General features: G+C 41.5%; 15 protein-coding genes. 10 read left to right on the forward strand and 5 right to left on the reverse strand.

What is annotated here, in order from left to right:
* The first annotated feature begins 160 nt into the window (after positions 1 to 160).
* Entirely contained in the window at positions 161 to 2134 is a 1974-nt protein-coding gene (locus HUO09_RS09635; protein ID WP_188233835.1) for a GGDEF domain-containing protein, read from the forward strand.
* Here HUO09_RS09635 and queC read toward each other — a convergent pair.
* Positions 2100 to 2789 carry a 7-cyano-7-deazaguanine synthase QueC gene (gene queC, locus HUO09_RS09640; RefSeq protein ID WP_167413441.1) on the reverse strand — a complete coding sequence of 230 codons (690 nt, stop codon included), beginning with the start codon at positions 2787 to 2789 and terminating at the stop codon, positions 2100 to 2102. The genes HUO09_RS09635 and queC overlap by 35 nt on opposite strands.
* Before the next feature lie 11 nt (positions 2790 to 2800).
* The gene (gene queE, locus HUO09_RS09645) at positions 2801 to 3451 is read right to left on the reverse strand and encodes a 7-carboxy-7-deazaguanine synthase QueE (RefSeq protein ID WP_188233836.1); all 651 of its coding nucleotides are present in this window, start codon (positions 3449 to 3451) and stop codon (positions 2801 to 2803) included.
* 259 nt (positions 3452 to 3710) lie between these two features.
* On the opposite strand from queE, the gene yidA reads away from it, so the two are divergent.
* Positions 3711 to 4520, forward strand: a complete 810-nt coding sequence (gene yidA, locus HUO09_RS09650) for a sugar-phosphatase (RefSeq protein ID WP_188233837.1) — start codon at positions 3711 to 3713, stop codon at positions 4518 to 4520.
* Between the two features lie 101 nt (positions 4521 to 4621).
* On the opposite strand, the gene HUO09_RS09655 is transcribed toward yidA, so the two are convergent.
* Complete coding sequence (locus HUO09_RS09655; protein ID WP_188233838.1) at positions 4622 to 5563, reverse strand: bifunctional precorrin-2 dehydrogenase/sirohydrochlorin ferrochelatase; 942 nt, start codon at positions 5561 to 5563, stop codon at positions 4622 to 4624.
* A 459-nt stretch (positions 5564 to 6022) separates the two neighbouring features.
* Between HUO09_RS09655 and HUO09_RS09660 the strand changes: the two genes are divergently transcribed.
* From HUO09_RS09660 to HUO09_RS09685, 6 genes are all read left to right on the forward strand, one after another.
* The gene (locus HUO09_RS09660; RefSeq protein WP_167413445.1) at positions 6023 to 7051 is read left to right on the forward strand and encodes an amino acid ABC transporter substrate-binding protein; all 1029 of its coding nucleotides are present in this window, start codon (positions 6023 to 6025) and stop codon (positions 7049 to 7051) included.
* 68 nt (positions 7052 to 7119) lie between these two features.
* Positions 7120 to 8325, forward strand: coding sequence for an amino acid ABC transporter permease (locus HUO09_RS09665; RefSeq protein WP_188233839.1), 1206 nt, complete (start codon positions 7120 to 7122; stop codon positions 8323 to 8325).
* Between the two features lies 1 nt (position 8326).
* Positions 8327 to 9424 (forward strand): amino acid ABC transporter permease, encoded by a 1098-nt coding sequence (locus tag HUO09_RS09670; protein ID WP_167413447.1) that lies wholly within the window; start codon positions 8327 to 8329, stop codon positions 9422 to 9424.
* A 22-nt stretch (positions 9425 to 9446) separates the two neighbouring features.
* Positions 9447 to 10202 carry an amino acid ABC transporter ATP-binding protein gene (locus HUO09_RS09675; protein ID WP_167413448.1) on the forward strand — a complete coding sequence of 252 codons (756 nt, stop codon included), beginning with the start codon at positions 9447 to 9449 and terminating at the stop codon, positions 10200 to 10202.
* 310 nt (positions 10203 to 10512) lie between these two features.
* A complete protein-coding gene (locus HUO09_RS09680) occupies positions 10513 to 11175 on the forward strand; it encodes a Bax inhibitor-1/YccA family protein (RefSeq protein ID WP_167413449.1) in 663 nt (220 codons plus the stop codon).
* Positions 11176 to 11296: 121 nt separating this feature from the next.
* Positions 11297 to 11626, forward strand: a complete 330-nt coding sequence (locus tag HUO09_RS09685) for a TusE/DsrC/DsvC family sulfur relay protein (RefSeq protein ID WP_167413453.1) — start codon at positions 11297 to 11299, stop codon at positions 11624 to 11626.
* Between the two features lie 57 nt (positions 11627 to 11683).
* Here the strand turns inward: HUO09_RS09685 and yccX are convergent, their stop codons facing one another.
* Complete coding sequence (gene yccX, locus HUO09_RS09690) at positions 11684 to 11959, reverse strand: acylphosphatase (RefSeq protein ID WP_167413450.1); 276 nt, start codon at positions 11957 to 11959, stop codon at positions 11684 to 11686.
* Positions 11960 to 12181: 222 nt separating this feature from the next.
* On the opposite strand from yccX, the gene HUO09_RS09695 reads away from it, so the two are divergent.
* On the forward strand, positions 12182 to 13375 hold the full coding sequence (locus tag HUO09_RS09695) for a class I SAM-dependent methyltransferase (protein ID WP_188233840.1): 1194 nt from the start codon (positions 12182 to 12184) through the stop codon (positions 13373 to 13375).
* 61 nt (positions 13376 to 13436) lie between these two features.
* On the opposite strand, the gene HUO09_RS09700 is transcribed toward HUO09_RS09695, so the two are convergent.
* The gene (locus HUO09_RS09700) at positions 13437 to 16334 is read right to left on the reverse strand and encodes a diguanylate cyclase (RefSeq protein WP_188233841.1); all 2898 of its coding nucleotides are present in this window, start codon (positions 16332 to 16334) and stop codon (positions 13437 to 13439) included.
* A gap of 507 nt (positions 16335 to 16841) precedes the next feature.
* Between HUO09_RS09700 and HUO09_RS09705 the strand changes: the two genes are divergently transcribed.
* Positions 16842 to 18206 carry a sensor domain-containing diguanylate cyclase gene (locus tag HUO09_RS09705; RefSeq protein WP_188233842.1) on the forward strand — a complete coding sequence of 455 codons (1365 nt, stop codon included), beginning with the start codon at positions 16842 to 16844 and terminating at the stop codon, positions 18204 to 18206.
* The last annotated feature ends 91 nt before the right edge of the window (positions 18207 to 18297 follow it).

The raw sequence follows: 18297 nt of genomic DNA on the forward strand, positions 1-18297 counted from the left end.
TAGTGGGTTAAGTCCAATTTTGTTCTAAAAATGCAACTTATTTGAATCTTACTTCGGCGCATTTCACAGATTATTATCTGGAAAAAATTACAAATTGAGAGCCTCTTTCCAGAAGCATATAGTTGTCAGGTTTCCAGCAACTCAGCTTACAGTGCTTGCAATGCTCAATATTTACACGGCGATTCTTTTAATCTCATTCTTCATTTTTAACCCTATCAGCCAAGCAAGTGAAAGAGCTGAATGGGAAGCGGTGGTTAACAAAACCCAAAGTCGCAATCCCAACTCAGTGCTGCAACTTCTTAAGGATCGGTATATCTCACTCCCACCGAGTTCAGAAAAGCTCTATATTGCCAGTCGTATTCATGAATATATGACAAAGCTTGGTCAGCAGTATTTCGCTAGTGACAACTCTACTCTGCTTTCTTATAGCAAAGAAGAAAAGCAATTTATAGAAGCGCTCAATGCGGAAAAAAACAAGCAATTCATCAAAGCCAGCGACCTTTACCAAGACCTGTATTCACAAGTGAAGCAACGACAAGACAGTGATGGCATTATCTTGTTTGAATATCATCTTTGTCGCTTGTTTAACCTGAGCAAGGACAGTCTGCAAAGCCATAACTATTGCGACCAACTCAATAACTCACTCAAAGAGAGCCTTGACCCTGTTGTCCCTCGCTATCGTGCTTTAACGGTAATTGCAAAACATCATGAACAAACGGGAGATTACAAAGGAGCTCTAGACAGTTATAAACGCCTGTTAGACGAGCTTCCTGAGGGAACAAACACGACTGCAATATTCGGTGACATTGGGCTTTTACTGTGTCACTTGGGGCAATATCAACAAGCCCTAGAATATCTATATCGTGCTCTCACTCTTCACATAGAAAACGGTAATAACGAAGGTATTGCACAAATTGAGCACAGCTTGGGTGAGGTATATCATCACAAAGGCGATTTGCATCAGAGTATTAACCATTTCAATAAAGCACGTCTGATCCATATTAAGCAAAACGATATCAGAGGCTTGGCTTACGTCCATCTTGGTTTAGGTAAATCACATACTGAATTAGGTGCGTTTCATGAAGGTATTAACCATCTACTTAAAGGGCTGGATTATGCTATTCAACATAAGGATATCAGTCTAAAAAGTGAGCTCGTGCTTGCCCTATCTAACTCCTATGTTCAAAAAAAGTATTACAGACAGGCCGAGTATTACGGATTAAAAGCAAAAGTCCTTGCTGAAGAATCACAAAATATCCGAACACTAACACAAGCCTTGCGGCAGTTAGCGAAGATTGCCGACAAGAGTGGCAAGTATGAATTGGCGTTATCGTATTATCGTGAATATGTTGAACATGAAATGACTATTCGCAACCATGAACACTTCAAAGCCTTAGAGGCTTTGGATCAATCGACATCTTCGTTTGAACAAAAAAAAATAATGTCAGAACTTTTAGCTCAGACTGAGCAGTTAAACAACCACGTCGAGTCAATGAAACAAGAGCGGCGTTACTTACTACTGCTTATTGTATTGTTGTTACTAGCGATGGCTTATCTTGTTCACAAATCAGGGCGTTCTACACATGAAAAGAGCATGGATTGCCTTACCGATGCCCTTCATCGAACGGTCTTCATCAATCAATTGAAAACGGTCACCGCCCCCTCAACGATAGAAACAAGAAATGTGGTGATCCTTTTTGATATCGACAATCTTAAGTTGATTAATGACAACTACGGTTATGAAGTGGGTAACAGAGCACTGAGAACAATTTCAAACATGGTTAAACAGTGTTTGAAAACGGACGATTTCTGGGGGCGCTTAGGAGGCGATGAATTTATCACCGTATTAAACAATGTAGATCAGTACGAAGTGCAACAGCGGGTTGAATCGTTACACAAGGCACTCACCTCTAGACCTTATTGGTATCACACTAACGAAATAGGTAAAAGAAAGCCGCTGTACCTGTCCACCAGTTTTGCATTTATAGCAACGACTGGACAAATCAGCGACTTCAATCAGCTTTATTCTGTTTTGGATCAGGCGTTATACAAAACCAAACAAAAAGGACAAAACTGTATTTTCGATGCTTGCAGCGACTCTATTGATTGTTCTTTTGCTGTAAAGACGCAATAACAGCAGCTCGATTATCTAAGTAATCGTTCAGCCCTGCCTTACGTAAATGACAGGCTGGACAATCACCACATCCGTCACCGATGATACCGTTATAACAGGTCAGTGTTTCATTACGCACAAGATCAAGCGATTGGTATTGGTCAGCCAATGCCCAAGTTTCTGCTTTGTTTAACCACATGAGCGGAGTACGGATTTCTAACTCACGATCCATCCCTTTTACGAGCGCGCTATTCATCGCTTTGATGAAATCATTTCTGCAATCTGGATAACCTGAAAAATCGGTTTCACAAACACCCGTAATGACCGTTTGCGCGCCAATCTGGTACGCGTAAATACCCGCTAGCGTTAAAAACAGGATGTTTCGACCCGGTACAAACGAGTTCGGAAGACCGTTTTCCTGAAGTTCATGAGAAACCGGGATATCGTCGCGCGTCAGTGAACTGATGGCGAGTTCATTAAGCAAGCCAACATCCAACACTTTATGTGCAGTTACGCCTAACTTCTTGGTTAACTCTTGAGCCACTTCTATTTCAAGTTTGTGTCTCTGCCCATAATCAAATGTAATGGCATGGACTTCATCAAATTCTTGTAGCGCTTGGACCAAACATGTCGTTGAATCCTGACCACCACTAAATACAACAACCGCTTTTTTCATGGGTAAATCCTTTAGGCAATACTGAGATACTTATGAGTTTGAATAGACAGACGCCAATTACGCGCCACACAAGTATCGATACACAATTGTGTTGCTCTCGGCTTCTGACTAATGGGCTGCAGAGCAATCACGGTTGAATCGGGAACATTGGCAGATTGGAGCAACTGATCCAAATTCTCAATATCTTTGTCTGTCGCAACGGGATGTTTAATCTCATTCGCCCGTAACAATGCCGACTCAATAACCGGTAGCTTACCTTTCATTGCCACCTTTGGTGACACTGTCACCCATGTATCTTGAGTCGCTTTTACTTCAAACGTTCCGCTTGTCTCAATCTGACACTGGCAGCCAAACGCTTCAAACGCCTGAGTTAGCGGAACTAAATCATAGATACAAGGCTCACCGCCAGTAATAACAATGTGTTTCGCTGTATAACCTTGCGACTGATACATCGCAATAATTTGTTCTGCTGAAGCGGAGCACCAGTTTGGAGAATCGCCAGCTTTTACAATAATCTGGGCGAAATTCTGTTGGTCTTGTTCACTGGCTTCCCACGTCTGCTTGGTATCACACCAAGCACAACCTACTGGGCATTCTTGTAAACGAACGAAAACGGCAGGAACGCCTGTAAATACGCCCTCGCCCTGTATCGTTTCAAACATTTCGTTAACTTTGTACAAAGTATTTTGCCTAATTCAAATTTCCGAAAAATCGCAGCCGCAGACCTTAATAGAAGGTCTGCTTCAGGTCAATTTAAAACCTCGCCAGAATCACAAATATCATCACTGAGCTAAATAAATAGTCGGTATTCCAGCTCAAACTAATCATGCAATTTGTTTTGCTCTTTGCATCACAAACGAGCAAACTGTCATAAATAATAGATATTCTTTTCCGAATTAATTTAAGCATTCTAGGTATCACATGTACAAAATCATCGCCCTTGATATGGATGGCACTCTTCTTAATAGCCAAAAACAAATTACGCCACGTACAAAACAAGCTATCGCTCTAGCAAAAGAGCAAGGTGTACGAGTGGTTCTTGCTTCAGGTCGCCCAATTGATGGTATGCGTAGTAAACTTGAAGAGCTGGAATTAACCTCAGATGAAGATTATGTCCTTCACTACAACGGTTCTATGGTTCAAAACGTAGCGACTGGTGAAGTTATCTATAAACAAATTATTGATGGAAAAGCCGCGAAAGCGATTGCCGAACTAGCAATAGAGTTAGGTGTAAACACGCATGCATTCAGTCAAGTTCACGGACTTATCACACCACGCATCAGTGAGTTCACAGAACTTGAATCAAAAATCAACGACGGCTTAAAGATCACTGAGATGGATTTTTCAGAACTCGAAGACGACCATCCTATTATCAAAACCATGATCGTGGCGGAGCCAAGCTTGCTTTCAGAGGCGATCAAAAAAATTCCAGCGCATTTGCATCAACAATTTACTGTGGTGCAAAGTGCCCCACACTTTCTTGAATTTTTGAACACACAAAGTAATAAAGGTGTCGGCGTTAAAGCTATTGCAGATCATCTTGGTGTACCAGCGAGTCAAGTGATGTGTATGGGCGATGCTGAGAATGATCACCATATGATAGAGTACGCAGGAATGGGTATAGCGATGGCGAATGCGATGGAAGAAACCAAACGCATTGCAGATTACATTACACTCAGCAACGATGAAGATGGCGTAGCTTTGGCTATCGAGAAGTTTGTTCTGTTGTAACAATCAGGCACAAGATCAAAAAGGGCTGAATTCAATCGTATAGATTCAGCCCTCTTCTATTAATAACGCATTGAATTAAAAACTTTCATGCCTAAGCCCTATTATTTCTTTTCGCTACCGGGCTTAATCACTCTTTGTTGGCTGTGTAACAAAGAAAACTCTTGGGTTAGCTGAGAGACTAAGATACAAATCCGTTGTTTCTCCTTTTTTGCCTGTTTTAAACGCTCTCCCAATTGTGCAGGGCTTGTAAATTCTTCCCTTTCTGCATCTCTGCGACAAAGATCAATGACGTCATAAGAACAGTCTTTTTCAAACAGAATCAGCTCAGCTTGTTGCATATATCGCATGGCTTTCATTGGCAGAAGTTCAACGTCGGAACCATATTCGATCCATGTGACGTCACCAATGTTTTCGATATTTTTTTCTAGAGCTGTGAGATAAAGCTTCTCCAACTGTTCACGCGAAACGGCTTCTTTAACTTCTCTGATAGCAAAAAACATTTCCCAAAACTTGCGACGTAGATCAACTGTTGGCAGACGTTCTTTAATGGAAGTTCGTTTAGATGCACCAAACTCTGCAAGTAGACCTAAATTTTGTGGCAATACCGACTCCAAAGTTTCACGAATATTGCGCACAAGCACAGGTGACGCGCCTCCGCTGGAAATAGCTATCTGAATTCGGCCTCTATCAATCATCGAAGGGGTGATGAAATCACAGTAAGGTAAATCATCCACCACATTGACTAAAACACCAATGTTCTTTGCATCTTTATGCACTTGATGGTTCAAATCTGGGTTATCGGTTGTAGCCCATACTTGTACAAAGCGATTACTTAAAACACTCGGCGAGTAGAAGTTCTGTATCCACTCGCATTTCCCCTGTTCTACAAGCGAATACAGGTACTGAGCGATCTGAGGAGAAACAATAGTCACTCGGGCACCAGCACGTAATAGCGCGTCAATTTTACGACATGCAACCTCGCCTCCACCAACGACTAAAACGGCTTTATTTGAGAGATCTAGGAACAGAGGAAAATATTGCATTTAAATTTCATCACAATGTAAATAACTATTCGGCAATGCTAACAAAAAAGGTGCAATAAAATCACTAGCTAATACTCATCAAATAATTAATGACTAAATTTTCAACCAAAGTCAGATGATTATATAAGTTTCGTTCGTTAACAGCATGTTAATGTGTTAAACATTTAGTCAATTATCCCGAAGACATCCTGTTGCACCAATGGTGAGCCTAGTTGCACTATTTACATTGCCACAACATTTCGCCATTCTAAACCAAGCTTAGGTATGTGATTTCCCTCGAAAGTCTATTTAAATTATGTATTTGAGAAATCCAGAATTTATATCTACGCTTTTAAATGACTGATGGGTAAGCACCTTAAAAGTGCAGACTAATCAGGAAACTAACAATAAAACACAACATATATAAAGCTTGTATCAGGTGTCACCTGGTCAAACATGGATCATACAGGAAGGATACAAATGGCGAATAAACTCACACTTTTAGCCACAGTTGTAGCGGCATCTTCTGCCTTTGCAGCCACTTCGGCTTCAGCAGCAGAAAGCACTTTAGACAAAGTTATGGCTGCTGGCGTTTTATCTTGTGGTGTAAGTACAGGTCTACCTGGCTTTTCTAACCCTAACTCAAAGGGCGAATGGGAAGGCATTGACGTAGAATACTGTCAAGCAGTTGCTGCTGCAGTTCTTGGCGACAAAACAAAAGTAAAATACGTACCATTAACTGCTAAAGAGCGTTTTACTGCACTACAATCTGGTGAAATTGACGTTCTTTCTCGTAACACAACATGGACTCTACAACGTGATACAGCGCTAGGCTTAAACTTTGCCGGTGTGAACTATTATGATGGTCAAGGCTTCATGGTTAAGAAAGAACTTGGTCTTACTAGCGCTAAAGAGCTAGACGGCGCGTCAATTTGTGTTCAATCAGGTACCACTACAGAGCTAAACCTAGCGGACTACTTCCGTGCAAATGGTATGAGCTACAAGCCAGTCGTATTTGATACAGCAGCTCAAACATCTAAAGGTTTCGACTCAGGCCGTTGTGATGCGTTAACTACTGACCAATCTGGTCTGTATGCGCTTCGTTTGAACTTAGCTGAACCATCAGCAGCACAAGTTCTTCCTGAAATCATTTCTAAAGAGCCATTAGGACCAGTGGTACGTCAAGATGACGACCAGTGGTTCAACATTGCGAAGTGGACTCTAAATGCAATGATTAACGCTGAGGAGTACGGCATTACTTCGAAAAACGCGGATGAAATGCTTAAATCAGATAATCCAAACGTTAAGCGTATCCTAGGTGTTGATGGTCCTAAAGGTTCTGGTCTAGGTATTCGTGACGACTGGGGCTACCAAATCGTCAAACAAGTTGGTAACTACGGTGAAAGCTTCGAACGTACAGTAGGTAAAGGCTCTCCATTGCAAATTTCTCGTGGTGTTAACGCACTATGGAATGCGGGTGGCTTTATGTACGCTCCACCTATCCGTTAATAGATACTGGTATATATAGGGCGGTTTAAGCCGCCCTTTGTCTAAATGGATAATGAGGTTATCGCTGTATGAAACCTACGACAAATTCAGCGCAAAAGTCAGAGTCAGCTCCGGCTAAGAGCGCAAATCTTCTCTACAATCCAACTTTCCGCTCTATCGTTTTTCAGTTCGTTGCTCTCGCAGCGCTCGCTTTCTTCTTTTATACGATAATAAACAACGCATTAACTAACCTTGAGGCGCGCGGAATTGCAACTGGTTTTGATTTTTTGAATCAACCAGCTGGCTTTGGGATTGGGTTGAGCCTAATTGAGTACAACGAAACATTTTCGTACGGACGTACGTTTATTGTGGGTTTACTTAACACAGCTCTTGTTTCTTTTCTGGGTATTATTTTCGCTACTGTTATTGGTTTTGCATTAGGTATTGCCCGTCTGTCGTCAAACTGGCTAGTTAGCCGTTTAGCAGCAGTTTATATAGAAACCTTCCGTAACGTTCCTCTACTACTGCAAATTCTGTTTTGGTATGTTGCTGTCCTACAGGCGTTGCCATCAGCTCGCCAAAGCCTCAGTTTAGGTGAAGCTATTTTCCTAAACGTACGTGGTCTTTATATGCCTGCTCCTATTTTTGAAGCAGGAAGTGGCGTTGTGATTGGTTCATTCATTGTTGGCGTAATAGCAACGATTGCTATCGGCATTTGGGCTAGAAACAAGCAACATTTAACAGGCCAACAAACACCTATGGGTCGCATTACGCTCGGTTTGTGTATTGGTCTTCCTGTTGTTGTGTTCTTTATTATGGGCTCCCCTATTTCAGCGGAATATCCAGTACTAAAAGGCTTCAACTTCAGAGGTGGTGTAAGCATAATTCCAGAACTCGCGGCATTGCTTTTGGCGCTGAGTATTTACACAGCTTCGTTCATTGCTGAAATTGTACGTTCGGGTATCAATGCTGTGAGTCACGGTCAAACCGAGGCAGCAATGTCCCTAGGCTTACCGCGATCTAAGACCTTGAAACTCGTGGTAATTCCGCAAGCATTACGCATCATCATTCCACCGCTAACAAGCCAATACCTAAATTTGACCAAAAACTCATCTCTTGCGATGGCTATTGGTTATCCAGATTTGGTTTCAGTGTTCGCAGGTACAACATTGAACCAAACCGGTCAGGCGATTGAAATCATTGCAATGACAATGGGTGTTTACCTAACTCTAAGTCTGCTTACGTCTGCATTGATGAACTTGTATAACCGTAAAGTCGCTTTGGTGGAGAGATAATATGACTAAACATGAATTTCAACCAAGTCTTCCGCCACCAGAAAATACAACAGGTATTGTTGGGTGGTTTAAAAAGAACTTATTTAGTAGTCCATTAAATAGCATCGTCACAATTATTCTCGCGTACTTTGCGTTTATGGGCCTATGGAATATTGTCAATTGGGCAATTATTAATGCAGATTGGGTTGGTACAACTCGTGACGCATGTACCAGTGACGGTGCGTGTTGGGTATTTATCAGTGTTCGCTGGCAACAATATATGTTCGGTTTCTACCCGGAAGCTGAGCTATGGCGCCCTCGCCTGTTCTTTGCAACGTTAGCGATCTTAGTAGCCTTAGTGGCTTACGATAAAACACCAAAGCGCACTTGGATTTGGTTGTTTATGGTCAATATCTACCCATTCTTGATGGCAGCACTGCTGTACGGTGGAGTGTTCGGTCTAGAAGTGGTTGAGACGCACAAATGGGGTGGCTTGTTAGTAACACTTATCATTGCACTAGTCGGTATCGTTGTATCTCTGCCAATCGGTGTGGTTCTGGCTTTGGGGCGTCGTTCCAATATGCCAATCATCCGTAGCCTATGTACTGTCTACATTGAAGTATGGCGTGGTGTTCCACTGATTACCGTACTATTCATGGCATCAGTAATGCTTCCTCTATTTCTCTCAGAGGGATCAGAGACTGATAAGCTGATTCGTGCCCTAATAGGTGTGGTTATGTTCGCTTCTGCTTATATGGCTGAGGTTATTCGTGGTGGTCTGCAAGCTATCCCTAAAGGCCAGTATGAAGCAGCTGATGCATTAGGTCTTTCTTATTGGAAAAAAGTAGGCTTAATCATTCTGCCTCAAGCACTAAAAATCACCATTCCTTCAATCGTAAACACCTTTATTGGTCTGTTTAAAGATACCAGTCTAGTACTCATCATCGGTATGTTTGACGTACTGGGTATCGGTCAATCAGCAAATACCGACCCTGAGTGGTTAGGTTTTGCTACAGAAAGTTATGTCTTTGTCGCGTTAGTGTTCTGGGTGTTCTGCTTTAGCATGTCGAGATACTCGATTTGGCTAGAAGGCAAACTCCATACCGGTCACAAACGATAAACAATAATTCAGGGAACGTATTATGACGCAACAAACTGCAGAAGATTTCATGATTCAAATTAAGGACATGAACAAATGGTACGGTGAGTTTCACGTACTAAAAAACATCAACCTGGATGTTAAAAAAGGCGAAAAAATCGTTATTTGTGGTCCTTCAGGCTCTGGCAAATCAACCATGATTCGTTGTATCAACCACTTAGAAGAACACCAAAAAGGTCAAATTCTAGTTGCAGGTACAGAGCTGACTGAAGACTTAAAAAACATCGAAGCGGTACGCCGTGAAGTCGGCATGTGTTTCCAACACTTTAACCTCTTCCCACACTTAACGGTTTTAGAGAACTGTACGCTTGCTCCAATTTGGGTAAAGAAAATGCCTAAAGACGAAGCTGAAGCAATTGCAATGAAGTATTTGAAGCGCGTTAAGATTCCAGACCAAGCAGACAAATACCCAGGTCAGCTTTCTGGTGGTCAACAACAACGTGTAGCTATTGCTCGTTCTCTATGTATGAACCCACAAGTTATGTTGTTCGATGAACCGACATCAGCACTTGACCCAGAAATGGTTCGTGAAGTACTAGACGTTATGGTTGAACTTGCTGGTGAAGGTATGACTATGCTTTGTGTTACCCACGAAATGGGCTTCGCAAAAGAAGTCGCCGACCGAGTGATATTTATGGACGCTGGTGAAATCATTGAAGAAAACAATCCGAAAGATTTCTTCGAAAATCCACAGTCTGACCGCACTCAAAACTTCTTGTCGCAAATTCTTCACCACTAATGCCTCACAGGCAAACCGTGTGAATCATACATATTTTAAAGAGGCGATATCATCGCCTCTTTTTCTTTTGTAACTAATGGTTTATTTCCACAATAACTTACAAAAATGTGTATGGTTTAGTGTTAGTATTAGGCCAGATATAAACTTAGATGAACGGAAATATTGTGTTACAACTTGTCACGCTTATTTAAACCGTTTTTGTTTATTATTTTTAATGTCAGTACAAGGCAGAGGCTTGAAAAATGGAACTATTAGCCTCATTAATGTCTATATAAACAAGAAACACCTTTCAATGAGGAAGAGTAAAAGTATGAACACTCCAATGTATTCACGCACGTCGTCTTATGATAGTGCTCTACAAACTAACAAAGTGCTAAGAAACACTTACGCGCTGCTTTCTATGACGCTTCTATGGTCTGCTGTAGTTGCTGGTGTTTCTATGGCAATGAACCTACCTCGCCCAGGTATCATTATCATGCTGGTTGGCTTCTACGGCCTGCTTTTCTTAACCGAAAAGAACCGTAACAACAGCATGGGCCTTGTATTTACATTCCTATTTACAGGTTTCCTTGGTTACACTATCGGCCCAATTCTTAATATGTATATTGGCGCTGGTATGGGCGATGTTGTTCTAACTGCATTAGGCGGTACAGCTTTAGCATTCATGGGTGCATCAGCATATGCACTAACCACTAAACGTGACCTATCATTCCTAAATGGTATGTTGCTGGCTGGTTTTGTTGTGCTACTGATAGGTATGGTTGCAAACATCTTCCTACAAATGCCAATGCTACACATGGCGATGAGCGGTCTGTTTGTTCTGTTCTCAACTGGCGCTATCTTGCTGACTACTCAGCAAATTGTTCGCGGTGGTGAAACAAATTACATTTCAGCGACTATCACGCTGTATGTGTCAATCTACAACTTGTTCATCAGCTTGCTTAGCATCCTAGGCGTCATGAACGACGACTAATATGTCTTCAAACTGATTGAATATAAAAGCCCGAGATTTCTCGGGCTTTTTTCTACTTGAGCAAAATCACTCCCTTCGCTACCCTATGCGCAATTGGTTAAACAACTCACTGTTAGACACTATGTTTGAATACAACGGAAACACCATCGAAACTGACGCTCAAGGCTATCTGCTCAATTCAACGGAATGGGTTGAAGGCATGATGGACATTTTGGCTGAGCAAGAAGGTATCAAGCTCACTGAAGCCCACATTGAAGTGGTACTTTTTGTTCGCAAATTCTACGAGGAGTTCAATACTTCTCCAGCGATACGAATGCTGGTAAAAGCGATGGAAAAAGAACACGGCCCGGAGAAAGGCAACAGTAAATATCTATTTAAACTGTTCCCTAAAGGTCCCGCAAAACAAGCTACCAAAATAGCAGGTTTGCCAAAACCAGCTAAGTGTCTTTAGTCTTTCATTAAGTCACTCTTTCTGTAGGTGTTGCTGAATATAATAGTTAGGCTGAGCCTACAGAATTTCAAATCCTCGGTAACTCTTCTCAATAGTGCAGGTCGTACGCACTATTTTGTCTACTGAAGCCGTTCTAGGCCCTTCTTTTAACCATTCGTAGAACTCATCAACGTGTTCGACGGGACCACAAGCTATGACTTCAACATCGCCATTGTTCAAATTTTTAGCATAACCCGTTAACCCAAGTTTTAATCCCTGATGAGAAGTGTGATAACGAAACCCAACCCCCTGAACCACACCGGAAACAATAAATTTGTCGCACTTTGTCGCCATTCGAAATCTTCCCTATTTATCGACTTCCTTTAAGAATAGTCAATAGTTAGCTCATTGTTTTAACTAGCACTCACTATTGGATATTGATCTTATTTTCGAAACCAAGTTCATTTGGAATTAGGCTTAGCTTTCTCGATAACGAACATCATCAAGTCGAGTTGCTTTTCAAGCTCAGTTCCACGACAATACTCGACCTTTTCTATCATTCTTCAGAGTAGAGCAATGACTTCTGCAATCTATTTGGTCAAAGGCCGCGATAAATCATTACGTCGTAAACACCCATGGGTTTTCTCTCGTGGTATTCAACGCATCGAAGGTGAGCCAAGTTTAGGTGAAACTGTTGATGTTTACTCAAACGACGGTCAGTGGTTAGCAAAAGCCGCCTACTCTCCGCATTCGCAAATTCGTGCTCGTGTTTGGAGCTTCGAGAAACAAGACATTGATAGCGCATTTTTTGTAAAACGAATTCAACAAGCGCAAATATTGCGTGACGATTTCATCGAGCGTGACGGCTTAACGGGCTATCGTTTGATTGCCGCAGAGTCTGATGGTCTGCCGGGTATTACTATCGACAAATACGATAACTACCTCGTGTGTCAGCTTTTGAGTGCAGGTGCCGAATACCAGAAAGAGACGTTAGTGAAAGCCCTGAACACCTGTTTCCCTGATTGCCATATATACGAGCGTTCTGACGTAGCTGTACGTAAGAAAGAAGGGTTAGAAGAACGTGTTGGTGTTCTTCATGGTGAATTACCACCTAAGTCTGTAGTGATCGAAGAAAATGGTATCAAAATTAATGTTGATATCGTTAACGGTCATAAGACAGGTTTCTATCTTGACCAACGTGACAGCCGTTTGCAGTCAATGAAATATGTGAAAGATAAAGAAGTTCTTAACTGCTTCTCTTACACCGGTGGATTTGGCTTATACGCACTAAAAGGTGGAGCGAAACGCGTCATCAATGCCGATGTGTCTCAACCAGCACTTGATACGGCTAAATTCAACGCAGAACTGAATGAGTTTGATATTTCGAAAAAGCGTGCTGTATTCCTCAACGCCGATGTATTCAAATTGCTTCGTGAATATCGCGACCAAGGTACTTTGTTTGATGTGGTTATCATGGACCCACCAAAGTTTGCGGAGTCAAAAGCTCAACTGAACGGTGCATGTCGCGGCTACAAAGACATCAACATGCTAGCGATGCAAATTTTAAAACCGGGCGGTACGCTGTTAACTTATTCATGCTCAGGTTTAATGGATCAAGCTCTGTTCCAAAAAATCATCGCTGATGCGGCACTCGATGCAGGAAGAGATGTAAAGTTCGTAGAACGTTTCGAACAAGCTGCAGATCACCCTACAGACACGGCATACCCAGAAGGTTTTTATCTTAAAGGATTTGCATGTAAGGTTTTCTGATAACGGAAACAAATAAGACAGCATATAAAACGGTCGCTAATTGCGACCGTTTTTTATTTCTTTAAACACTTATTCTCTCAACTCTATTTCGGCCATTGCGTTTCGCTTTAAGCAAAGCATGATCCGCAAGTTTCAAAAGGTCTTCATAACCTGAAAGATATTCGCTGCTTGAAACGCCAATACTGACTGTAATTCTCAACTGAGATGCCACATTGTCAAAACTGTGCGCTTCTATTTCTGACCGTAGACACTCTAGATAGTCGTCTGATTGACGAGTATCACTGACAAATAAAAGGGTAAACTCTTCTCCACCCCATCTGGCCAACAGTGTATTTGAGTCTATATGACGTTTTAGAACACTGACCACTTCTACAATGGCGTGGTCACCAACTAAATGTGAGTACTTGTCATTAATACGTTTAAAGTGGTCGATATCAAGCACTGCAAGTTGCAATACTTCGCCACTATCTCTCGCAGCATCAAACAATTCTTTAAGTTTTGAGTCAAATGCTCTTCGGTTAGCTAAGCCCGTTAACTCATCTTCATGAGAGAGCTTTTCAAACATGGTTGCCTGAGAGCGAAGTTCATACGTTTGCAAGGCGACCTGCTGCTTCAGGCGCTTCTCACTACTCTTCAAACTCTGAATGCGCCATAAAACACCGGAACCGATCAAGACAAACATTGAAAGAATGAAAAATGCGATGACTTCTTTTCTCTGCCAGAACAAAGGTTCTACATCAAATTCATAAAGCACTTTAGCTTGCGTCCAATTGCCATAAGGATAACGAGCACTGACAAGAAACTTATAGTGACCTGGATGCAAATTCGTAAACTCGGCGGTACGGGAATTTCTGCGTTCTGACCACTCATTATCAAAACCATCCAACTTAGTTCGATACTGTATTCGCTCAGACATCACATACCCCAATCCAACATAGTTAATTGACACTCTGCTCGTTCCGGCTGGAACGACAGGCGTCGATTCTGGATTAATATAATCCGAATCAAAACGAACCGACTGCAACACCAGAGGTAATGGGTTACTACTCAACGTATGTAATTTATTCGGATGGATTGAAGCGACACCCTTCGCAGTTGCAAAATATATCGCGCCACTGCTGAGTTTTGCTGAAGCAGGATTCGACCCGCCATTTGCTTGGCTACTCGCCATGCCGTCGGTTTCATCAAAGTGCTCAAACACAATGCTTGATTCATTACCGTCGGCGACTTCATGAGCTTTGGCAACATTGATCTTCCAGATCCCCCGATTACTCGAAAGCCAGAAGTAGCCATCGTTATCTTTTTGAATCTGGAAAAACTTATCGATTGCCAAACCTTGGGGACGTCCGACAAGCGCACTAGATTGGTCAGACAATCGATAGCGGATTATCCCCCTATCTGTGGCAATCCACACGTAATCAGGTTCGATGTAGAAGCCGAACGCATATTGAGCCTGTTCAAGCTGCTCTAGTTCTAAGTTAACAAATTTACCTTTGTCCCAATACCCAACACCAACACCTGTTCCAACCCAAATATGACCTAACTCATCTTCTGCTAAAGCCATGACATAATCGTCACTTAGGCCATTCTGCTGAGTAAAATGTTGCATCGTTCCATCTGGCTGTCTCTTAACTAAACCAAATGGGGTTCCTATCCATAAATTGTGTTGAGTATCTTCTAAAATCGCACGAACTTCGTTGGTTGGCAGCCCCTCTTTCTCACTTAAAACGGGCTCAATGGCTCCATTACTCCATTTCATCAAACCTTGTTGATAAGTACCAACCCAAGTTTTACCGTCTGAAGCGTGTGCCATACTCAACACCGACAAAGAAACATCGTCTTTTACGGCTGGCTCTGCACTATTTTGTTTGAGGATACTAAGACCAGTGCTTGAACCCACTAACAGCGTTTCTTCCGAGATAGGTAACAAAGCACGAACATAATTACCCACCAGGCCTCTATCTTGACTAATGGTCATAAAAGGTGCGTTACGAAGTCGAATCAATCCACCATTTGTACCGACCCAAATACTTCCTTCAATGTCTTGGTACCAAGAAAGCACGCGATTATTTGGTAAGCCTTTGCTGGTATCCAAAAACTCAAGAGTATTATCCGATAAACGAGCTAAGCCTTTATTGATGGTACCCAACCAGATGTTTCCAGCAGAATCCTGCTCGACAACCGTGACAACCGTCTTATCAATTCTCGGATCAATCAGAGACAATTCTTTTCCCTCATAGCGCCAAGCACCACGGTTTGTTCCTAGAAGAAGATCCCCGTTATGAGCCAACGAAAGGTAATAAACTTTATCAAACTGGGTAGTTTCAATTCTCGTAGAGGAATGCTCAGAAAGCAGGTACAAGCCTTTCTTAGTAGCAGCAAATATCTCATTCGCACTGTTTTTGATCAGTCTGTAAGCACTGATATTTTCTAAAACCCAGACACTCTCTCCATAGGAATGGTCTGCCTTTTTTTGTCTGCGAACGACACCCTGACCTTCTATCGCTAACCATTGATTGCCTGCATCATCGAGCAATACATGATTAACCATACTCGGAGCTGCGTTTTGTGCTAGCCAATTAAACCCAACTCTTAAACTCAAGCTCCCTCGTGCACCACCAACCCACAGCGCATTGTTATTATCGGAAACCAAAGCACGAGTGCCCGAGTCCAACATATGTGTAATAGGGCTACGGTCAAAAAGCTTGAACTCCAAACCGTTATATCTCGCAACCCCCTCCCATGTGGCAAACCAAAGATAGCCATCCTGAGTTTGAGCAATCGCATTAATACTGTTATGAGGTAGTCCCTCTGTCGAAGTCCATGTATCTACATAGTAGTCAGACAATGAATTAGATGTTGTAGGTTGAGCTTTCGCCCAAACCAAAACAGAAGACAGAGTCCACAAAAGAGTGACAATGATAAAACGACTGAACGATGAATATTGGCAAGAGATCATTTAACGTTTGATTTCCTTATCTAGTAACGTTAACCACATCGAAATTTCTTATGATTCTACCAATAGATATCACCACGCTTAATAAAAAAAGTCTACGAGAAGATACAAAGACAGTTGGAAAGCTCACTAATGTATTGAACTATTACTGAACAAAGTGATGGAAACACAGATTTTCAGTGAACACCTCTTCCTCCTCCAATCCTTAGAAACTCATATAAAGAGCCCGAACCGGTAACATCACCTACTCAATATGCAATCCAGCTGTTTGCGGTAGGAATGATTAAGGCTACAAAGTGTTTACGAGTTACTTCACAAATATTAACTCAAACTGTATATTTCAATCACAGCAAAATATTTTTGGTCAGTAATTGATACATTTATATAAATAGAACTATAAATATATACGTGGCAGTAAAGATACTTTTGTTATTTGGTAGTTCTCGTTTCGATAGCTAATGCCTAAAAGATAAGTTAAACAACTGCTCAATAATCTGGATGCTTAATTACGTGTCATATAACAAGAAAACAGATTTAATTTTTGCTCTAATTTCCGTTGCTTTTTTTGCAATTGCTACGCCAATTTCAATAGCAATAAAAAATCATTACGTCGGTCAAGAATCGAGAAAAGTGGAAACGGTTGTTGCGAACAATATCTCTCTTGTTCGCTCCAACTTTGAAGCTGCCATTTTTATGGATACTTTTCTTGCCGATAGCTTGGCAACCTTAATCACCATTGATCCGAGCGCCTCGTTTAAAAAATGGAATTTGATCGCAAGCCAGCTTTTGAGTAAATCCCAACATGTACGGAATGTGACGGCTTCACCGAACAATGTGATTACCTACATTTATCCCCTTAAGGGGAACGAATCAGCCTTAGGGGTTGATCTGTCACGTATTCCAGAGCAATACAAAGCCATTCAATTGGCTAAGCAAAATCAACACCTATATATCGATGGTCCGGTCAATCTGGTACAAGGCGGAAAAGGCCTGATCGCTCGCTATCCAATATTTTCAGATTTCCCATACAACAAAGCCTACTGGGGCACAGTCAGTGTCGTTATCGATTACGAAAAATTAATGGAAAATAGTGGCATTTACGACGTTATCGACGCGGACATTGCAATTAGAAACGTAACTGGTGTACCGAAGTTGCTCTATGGTGAGATGGAAACCTTTGATAAACCAGATATTCAGCACTTCATCAACTTGCCTTATGGGCGCTGGCAATTAGTGGCCAAATATAATCTTAGTGATAGTCCACATCTAACATTCATCGAACAAGCTATCATCTCGATCGAGATATTTACAATATTGCTGATTTATGCGCTGTTTTTCTTAGTGTATCGAAACTACAAAACCATTCATAAAGCCGCAATGCAGGACGAATTAACTCATCTTCCAAACCGGCGTTATATCAATAAGTTGCTGAAGAAAATGTCTAATCGAGGTGACAACGGACAATTTTTCACCCTCCTAAGCATCGACGTAAACGACTTCAAGTTAGTGAATGATAATTTTGGACATGATGTCGGAGATAGATTTTTGCAATTCGTCGGTATGAAGTTGAAAGAACATGTTCGCAATACAGACACAGTTGCAAGAATTGGTGGAGATGAATTTCTCGTTATTTTGAATAACATGTACCTCCCAGAGAAGGTAAACAAGGTGTCACAATCGATTAAAGACAAAATAGAAAGTGAATCGTTTTACCATAACAACATAGAAATCAAACCTAGCTTGAGTATTGGTTACGCGATTTATAACGATAAAAACATCGATATTGATACTTTGATTACCAAGGCTGACCACGCTATGTATCTCAACAAAAACGCCAACGCGTTTTCTAAAAATAGTTTCAGCGATACCATTTAAATAAACTCGCAGTAAAGATGTTCAACATAGATAGTCGCCTGAAGACAATGTTGTTGATTCATGTGACTTCAACGGATTTCATCAAGTTGTT

It is taken from the genome of Vibrio sp. Y2-5, assembly GCF_014596725.1.
Classification (GTDB): domain Bacteria; phylum Pseudomonadota; class Gammaproteobacteria; order Enterobacterales; family Vibrionaceae; genus Vibrio.

Coding starts and splice junctions, on each gene's coding strand:
- HUO09_RS09635 (WP_188233835.1), top strand. CDS start 161: ATGCTCAATATTTACACGGCGATTCTTTTAATCTCATTCTTCATTTTT.
- queC (WP_167413441.1), bottom strand. CDS start 2,789: ATGAAAAAAGCGGTTGTTGTATTTAGTGGTGGTCAGGATTCAACGACA.
- queE (WP_188233836.1), bottom strand. CDS start 3,451: ATGTTTGAAACGATACAGGGCGAGGGCGTATTTACAGGCGTTCCTGCC.
- yidA (WP_188233837.1), top strand. CDS start 3,711: ATGTACAAAATCATCGCCCTTGATATGGATGGCACTCTTCTTAATAGC.
- HUO09_RS09655 (WP_188233838.1), bottom strand. CDS start 5,563: ATGCAATATTTTCCTCTGTTCCTAGATCTCTCAAATAAAGCCGTTTTA.
- HUO09_RS09660 (WP_167413445.1), top strand. CDS start 6,023: ATGGCGAATAAACTCACACTTTTAGCCACAGTTGTAGCGGCATCTTCT.
- HUO09_RS09665 (WP_188233839.1), top strand. CDS start 7,120: ATGAAACCTACGACAAATTCAGCGCAAAAGTCAGAGTCAGCTCCGGCT.
- HUO09_RS09670 (WP_167413447.1), top strand. CDS start 8,327: ATGACTAAACATGAATTTCAACCAAGTCTTCCGCCACCAGAAAATACA.
- HUO09_RS09675 (WP_167413448.1), top strand. CDS start 9,447: ATGACGCAACAAACTGCAGAAGATTTCATGATTCAAATTAAGGACATG.
- HUO09_RS09680 (WP_167413449.1), top strand. CDS start 10,513: ATGAACACTCCAATGTATTCACGCACGTCGTCTTATGATAGTGCTCTA.
- HUO09_RS09685 (WP_167413453.1), top strand. CDS start 11,297: ATGTTTGAATACAACGGAAACACCATCGAAACTGACGCTCAAGGCTAT.
- yccX (WP_167413450.1), bottom strand. CDS start 11,959: ATGGCGACAAAGTGCGACAAATTTATTGTTTCCGGTGTGGTTCAGGGG.
- HUO09_RS09695 (WP_188233840.1), top strand. CDS start 12,182: ATGACTTCTGCAATCTATTTGGTCAAAGGCCGCGATAAATCATTACGT.
- HUO09_RS09700 (WP_188233841.1), bottom strand. CDS start 16,334: ATGATCTCTTGCCAATATTCATCGTTCAGTCGTTTTATCATTGTCACT.